The organism is Streptomyces sp. RP5T (genome assembly GCF_003933965.1).
In the GTDB taxonomy this organism is placed as follows: domain Bacteria; phylum Actinomycetota; class Actinomycetes; order Streptomycetales; family Streptomycetaceae; genus Streptomyces.
Window position 1 is genome coordinate 1 of sequence record NZ_RSAJ01000471.1, and the last position, 6,525, is coordinate 6,525.

General features: G+C 69.4%; 4 protein-coding genes. All 4 read right to left on the minus strand.

Annotation, left to right across the window (positions count from 1 at the left end; genetic code table 11):
- Positions 1–67: 67 nt before the first annotated feature.
- Positions 68–910 (minus strand): serine hydrolase, encoded by an 843-nt coding sequence (locus tag EHS43_RS33700; protein WP_125194448.1) that lies wholly within the window; start codon positions 908–910, stop codon positions 68–70.
- 94 nt (positions 911–1,004) lie between these two features.
- A complete protein-coding gene (locus EHS43_RS33705; RefSeq protein ID WP_125194449.1) occupies positions 1,005–4,352 on the minus strand; it encodes an N-6 DNA methylase in 3,348 nt (1,115 codons plus the stop codon).
- Between the two features lie 29 nt (positions 4,353–4,381).
- On the minus strand, positions 4,382–5,044 hold the full coding sequence (locus EHS43_RS33710) for an RloB family protein (protein WP_125194450.1): 663 nt from the start codon (positions 5,042–5,044) through the stop codon (positions 4,382–4,384).
- Positions 5,044–6,297, minus strand: a complete 1,254-nt coding sequence (locus tag EHS43_RS33715) for an ATP/GTP-binding protein (protein WP_125194451.1) — start codon at positions 6,295–6,297, stop codon at positions 5,044–5,046. The genes EHS43_RS33710 and EHS43_RS33715 overlap by 1 nt, the downstream gene beginning before the upstream one ends.
- Between the last annotated feature and the right edge of the window lie 228 nt (positions 6,298–6,525).

Sequence of the window (6,525 nt, forward strand, 5' to 3'; positions counted from 1 at the left end):
TCCCCGCCCCGACGCCCTCACCGTCCACGGACACCGCGGCGACAGCCCCCTGGGAGGGCGGTGGGTGTCAGCTTGCTGCCAGGTCTCTGTGGATGACCTTGGCGACGCCCTGGATCGTGGTGACGCCGTAGTTCATGGTGCTGTTGCCGTGGGTGAGCACCGTGATCGTGTAGTCGTGGCCGCCGCCGGTGAACGTGCCGACGCTGTGCACCCGCCAGCCGTGCGTGGAGCGCTGGAGCCAGCCGTTCTTGACGTGCCAGGAGACCCCGGAGGGACGGCCGTACGGGGTGCCCCAGCGCTGTGACGAGATGACCTGTCCCATCAACTTCAGCGTGTAGGCACGGGAGTTGTCGCTCAGGACGGTGTTCTTCGCGGTGATCAGCTTGAGCAGCTTCTGCTCGTCGGTGACGGTGATCCGGGTCAGCCCCCAGTGGCCGTTCGCATCCGGCTTGGTCTGGGTCATGCCGGCCGCGGACAGGAAGCCCTTGATCTTGGTCAGGCCGAGCTGTCGCCACAGCTTGGTGGTCGCGTCGTTGTCCGACTTGGTGATCATGGCCTTGGTGAGCGTGACCTCACGGTCGGTCAGATACCGGTTGTGCTTCTTGGCGTCCCACAGCAGCGTGGCGAGGACGGTCACCTTGACCACGCTCGCCGAGTCGTAGGCGGTGGAGGAGCGCAGGGTGCAGGTGGTCCTGGTCGTACGGTCGTAGAGGCCGACGGCGATGGTGCCCGAGCGGTTGGAGACGGCGGACGTGATGTCCCGCTTGAGTTTGTCGGCGAGGCCCGCCCTGGCGGACGTGCAGCTGACGGTCGGTGTGGTCGCCGCGGCGGCCGGAGCGGCGGCGACGACGCAGGCGGCCAGCGCACCGGCCGCGACCCATTTCGTGTAGTTCGATATCCCCCGTGTCATGCCCTGTTGACTCCCGAAGGCGGGAGAAAGGTTGTACGCATGGGGAGTGGGTGTACGAGTCTTTACCTGGTTGGATCCGCACCGGGTACGGCCCTCAGCCCCGCGCCGATCCGGTGAGGTTGCCCAGCAGAATGTCCTTCACCAGGCGCAGCTTCGCCAACTGCGCGTGTCGGACCCGCCGTTCCACGGCGAGCGCAGTGAATCGTTCGGTGAAGGCCTTCTGCACCACCATGTCGGGGACGTCCACGTCCACGTCGAGCAGACGGGCCGGGCTCACGAGACTCAGGCCGCTGGCGGACCGGGCCACCGAATGAATGCGGTCCTGGCTCTCGGGCAGCATCAGCCACGCCACAAGGTACTCGGCGGTCATCCGGTCTGCGTGGGGCCTGATGCGCAGGACGCTCTGCCCGTAGGTCGCCTGTCCTCGCTCTCCCCGCCATACCGCGGCACGGAATGTCCGCCCCGTCTCGCCCGCCGCCGCGAGCAGGACGTCCCCGGGGAGCAGGACTGCCTCCCGGCTTCCCTGGAGCCGGGCGGATGCGGCCACGCCCGACCCGCTCCCGGGCGTCCCGAGCGCGCCTCCGGTCAGATCGGCGGGCCGGAGAACCGGAACGCCGGGACGGCTCCCCCGTCCGACGGCGGCTCCGGGCCGTACCGAGGCCACCACCTCACGCAGCGGACACCGCCGGGCCCGGTCGGCTCCCCCGGGGTCGATCGCCGTGAGCAGTGCGAGCAAGTCGTCGAGGTCCAGCTTGGCTAGCTCGCCCTCGACCTCCTTCTCTGCGTCGATCAACGAGCGGACGACGTCGGCGACCGTGTCCCGGTCCCACTCCGCGCCCGAGCCGTCCGCCATCACCTCCCACGCACTGCGCCGGGTCCATGGATAGCTGGGGACCGCGCCGCCCTCGGCCGTCCCCTTGAGCTGCTGTTCTATCTCCCGGAACGAGAGTCCGTACTTCTCCCACCAGTTCTCGTAGGCACGGATGAGTTCCCGACGCCGGTCGCGTACCAGGTCATCGAGCTTGCTCCGCAGACCATGCCGAAGGATGTCCAGAACCGCCCGGCGCTCTTCCTGTGGTTCGGCGAGCGCGGTACGGGCCCGGAGGAGACCGTCCGGTGCGCTCTCCTCCAGGCCCCTGACCGCGGCGGCGGCGGCCGAACGTTCACGCTTCACCGCAGCCAGTTCCGTCAGCCGCTCCTTGTGCGCGGCGGCTGCCTCGGCGGCTGCGTCGGCGGCGGGAGCATCGCCGTCCCCCTGGCCGTCGCCCCTCGTGCCGGGCTCCTCGTCGTCATCGGCCGTCCTGGACGTGAGTTCCTTCCGGCGCGCCTCCGCCGCAGCCAGCCTGGCGTCCGCCGCCGTCAGTTCCGCCAAGAAGTCCGGGACCAGGGCGGTGAACAGACGGTGCCTGTACACCTCGCGCCGCTCCCCGGCGGTCGGCCGGCGCTCCTTGCCGGTGCCCGGGTCGGGCGTCGGCGCGAGCTGTCTCTCGATGTCCGCGACCCAGCCGTCGAGCACACCCGCGAACCCCCTCTGCGAGAGTGCCAGCAGGTCGTATCTGGCCTCGTGCCACCACTCGGCGACCGCGCCTGCGAGCACGGGCCGGTCAAGGAGCCCCACCTCGTCGAGACGCTGGGCGAAGGACTCGACCAACCCCGCCCGAGCCGCCCACAGCGCGGTCCTCCCCTGCGAGGGCGGAACGCCTGTCGGCTCCTCGGCAGCCGTGGCGACCGCCTCCAGGTGTCGTACCTCCGCGTTCCACCACTCGGTGAAGGCAGCCTTCAGCTGCTCCTCGCGAGGGCGGGCCAGATCTGCGAACCGGGCCGCATCGGGGCGCCGTGCCTGCGGCGGGAAGTCCAGGTACCGCGGATCCGCGGGAAGGCGCTCCTCGAAGAGATCGGTCGGTGCCACCCCGTACGCGTCGAGCAGCCCCTTCTTCGCGTCGATCTCGGCGCGCGGCACACCGCCCACCAAATGCGCCCGCACGTCCTGCGGTTCAGGCGCCGGCGTGTTGTCCACGTAGCGGCGGACGTTGAGGTTGTCGCCGTTGCGCCGCAGTTCGTCACGGTCCACCACCTGCGAGAAGCCGGGTATCTCCGTGAAGCCGTGGAAGGCGGACGTGATCTTCTCGGCGTGCTCCGCCCCCAGCACGTTCTGGGCGCGCTCCGCGCGGAACGCGCGGTCCGCGTTGACGAACAGGACCTTGCCCGCTCGCTGCGGATCCTTCTTGCCCGGCGACCGCAGCACCAGGACACAGGCGGGGATGCCGGTGCCGTAGAAGAGGTTCGGTGCCAGGCCGATGACCGCCTCGATGGTGTCGTCGTCCAGCAGCTTGGTGCGGATCGCCTGTTCCCGGCCCTCACGGAACAACACGCCATGGGGCATGACCGTGACGACCGTGCCTCCCCGCCCCTCCCGTTTGGTCTCCCACAGCATGTGCTGAAGGAACATCAGATCGGCCTTGCCGCGCTCGCCTGCGAGCCCGTAGGCCGCACGTTCCTCGGGGTACGCGAGGTCGCCCGCCACGAAGTCCGTGGCGAACGGCGGGTTGCTGAGCACACCGTCGAACCGGTCCGCGTCCGAGGCCGGCACGTGCGCCGGTGCGCTGAGTGTGTCCCCGGCGCGCAGGTCGATGTTGCGCGCCCCGTGCAGGACCAGGTTCACTGTCGCCGTTGCCAGGGAGCCGCGGTTGGCGTCCTGGCCGGCGAGGAACATCTCCGAGGTGTCGCCGCCGTGCTCCTCCACGTACTCCTTGGCGGCGACGAGCATGCCGCCCGAGCCGACGCACGGGTCGTAGATCCGCATACCCGGCCGAGGTTCCAGCAGGTCCACCATCATGCGGACCACCGCGCGCGGGGTGTAGAACTCGCCGCCCACGCGGCCCTGCGAGTCCGCGAACGCCTTGATCAGGTACTCGTAGGCAGCCCCGATCAGATCGGGGAACTCGAAGTCCTCGGTGTTCAGCCGGACCCGGTCGAAGTGCGCGATGAGGGCCCTCAGCCGCTCGTCGGAACGTTCGGTGGCGGACCGGCCGTACCCGCCGCCGAGGCGGAGGAAGTTGAGGTGGCTGAAAAGCCCCTGCAGCTGGGGATGCCGGTCCTCCAGTGCCCGGAACGCCGGATGCAGCCGGCTCTCGGCGATGTCGTGCGTGGCCGAGGCCAACTGTGGCCAGCGGGCCTGCTCCGGCACGAAGAGCACACCACGTTCGCGGTACGTCGAATCCTGTTCGAGGAAGTCGGCGAGTGCCGCGCCGGTCAGACCCAGGTCCGGGGCCACATGCTCCTTGAGCGTCTCACGCGCCGCCTCGAACTCGTCGTTGGCGCCCTTCAGGAAGAGCAGCGCGACGATGTAGTCCTTGTACTCCGAGGCGTCCATCGCGCCCCGGACGATGTCCGCGGCCGCGAAGAGATGATGCTGCAACTGCGCGAGAGTGACCTTGGCCACGACCGCCCCCCTTATGACCTGCGGTGATGTCAGTACTTGGTGATGCCGAGCCCGCGTTCCACGAAATCGTGGACATTGGTGTACGGATCGCGTTTGACGAGCGGCACATGCTCGCCGTGCTCCGCGTTCATCCGCAGGGCGCGCTCCTTGGCCGCCGGAAAGCCCCCGGTGATCTGGTGCGGCAGCACCAGCTTGAGTCTGGCCCCGTCCTTCGGATCTCTGGCGAAGGGCAGCCTCTGCACGACCAGCCCGCACACCCCGCCGAACGTGCCGGTGACCGGCTTGTGGTGCAGCAGGCGCCAGAGCTCGAAGCAGGGGTGGGAGAACGCGACCTCCACCCCTCCCTCGCGGGCCTGCTTGAGCGCGGTCTCTATGCCCTCGTGCTCGTCCCGGTCGAAGAGGCACCAGACCTGCGGGAGGTACTCCGCCGTCAGACCGCCGCGTCTGGCCTCCCGCCGCTCCTTGTCCATGAGTTTCACGGCCGCCTCGACAAGCTTGAGGGGCTTGCGCTGGGAACCGGGGGCGGAGGCGTTGGCGATCCGCACCTCGACCGTGGGTGCGTGCCCCTTGATGATCTCGATGTAAGAGGGCTCCGTCACCTCGCCCTCGGTGAAGACATGAACGACCCTCCTGCGCCGTGCACGCTGCTTCGCGGGGCCCAGCGAGTCCTTCCCCTTCTTCGGCTTCCCCATCAGCGCTGTCCCGCCTCGGGCCCGTCCTGCTCGCGGCCGACGAGCAGCCGCCGGGCGATCTGGCCCTCCAGAAGCGAGGGGACAGCCCCGAAGGCCCCCGCCAGGTATGACTTCATCAGGTCCTCTTCGCTCCCCGGGGACGCGGCGGTCAGCGGATACAGCTCGGTCGCTCCGTCCGTGTCCTTCTCCGTCAGCCACACCTGACCGGGCTCCAGCAGCCGGCCTCCGCTCGGAGTGGTGAGCACGGTCGGGTCGTGCGAGGTGAAGACCAGTTGGGCGCCGTTCGGGTTGGCGTACGGGTCGTGGAAGAGCCGGACGACCTCGGCGGCGAAACGCGGATGGAGGCTGGCGTCCAGCTCATCGACGAGCAGTACGGCGCCCTCGTCGAGCGCGAGCAGCAGCGGGCCCAGGAGAGCGAACCAGGAGCGGGTGCCGAGTGACTCGGCCTGCCAGTCGAGGGCGGTCTCGCCCTCGGCAGAGCGATGCACGAGCCTGACCGCGGAATGGCCCCTGCCGTCCTCGACCACTTCGCTTCCCGTGATCCCGAGGTCGGCCACCCGCAGGAGTTCCTCGATACGGCGGGCTCGGGCTCCGGACAGTTCCTGCCGGGTGAACGCCTCGCGCTGGTCTCTGTCGACCTCCGGGTCGATCAGCCACAGGTTGCGGCTGAACCACTGGAACAGGGGCGAGAGCTGCGGGTGGTTGTCCGTGCCCGCGGTGGAGAGCAGCAAGGCGTTGGGGCGAGTGCGCCGGGCGAGCTGTGCGCGGTCCTTGACCCGCTTGCCCGGCCAGTCGTACTCCTCCGCCCGGGAGGCATCCCGGTCCAGCCAGATCTGCCGCTGCCCGAGCGGGTAGCTGTGCAGCCACTCGGCTTCGACGCGGCCGGCGCCCAACTCGAAGCCGTACGTCCAGCGGACGCCTTCCAGGACGAGGTCGACCTCGAAGAAGCTCGGCTCCTCGAACCCTTTGGGGTCGAGCGCGAAGAACGAGCGCGGAACGCCGTCGTACGAGGCCCAGCGGGCATAGGAGTCGAGGACCGCGCTCCGCATGTCGACGAGCGCCGCGAGGACGTTCGACTTGCCGGAGGCGTTCGCGCCGAAGATCCCGATCAGCGGGAAGACACCCAGCGACCGGCCACCGGGGAGATCGACCACGCGAGTGGTGAACGCCTCCGTGTCGTCTGGCGCGACGAAGGACAGCTCCTGCTCCTCACGCAGGGACCGCACGTTCGCGACCCGGAACCTCAGCAGCACACCGTCCTCCTCTCCTGCCTCAGCGTAGTCGCCGGTTCCGACATGGCCCCTGGACGATGTTCCTGACCTCGGGAAACATACCCGCTGACGCCGGTTCCGGGTGGCCAAACAAGTGATCAGGACGACCAGCGGGGCCGGGGCCCGGACCAGCCGTGGCCCCGACCGGGTTCACCCGGTCTTTTCACAGCCAGCCGCCAGGTTAGCCACAGCCCGCGCCCACCCCTGCTC

Coding starts and splice junctions, on each gene's coding strand:
- EHS43_RS33700 (WP_125194448.1), bottom strand. CDS start 910: ATGACACGGGGGATATCGAACTACACGAAATGGGTCGCGGCCGGTGCG.
- EHS43_RS33710 (WP_125194450.1), bottom strand. CDS start 5,044: ATGGGGAAGCCGAAGAAGGGGAAGGACTCGCTGGGCCCCGCGAAGCAG.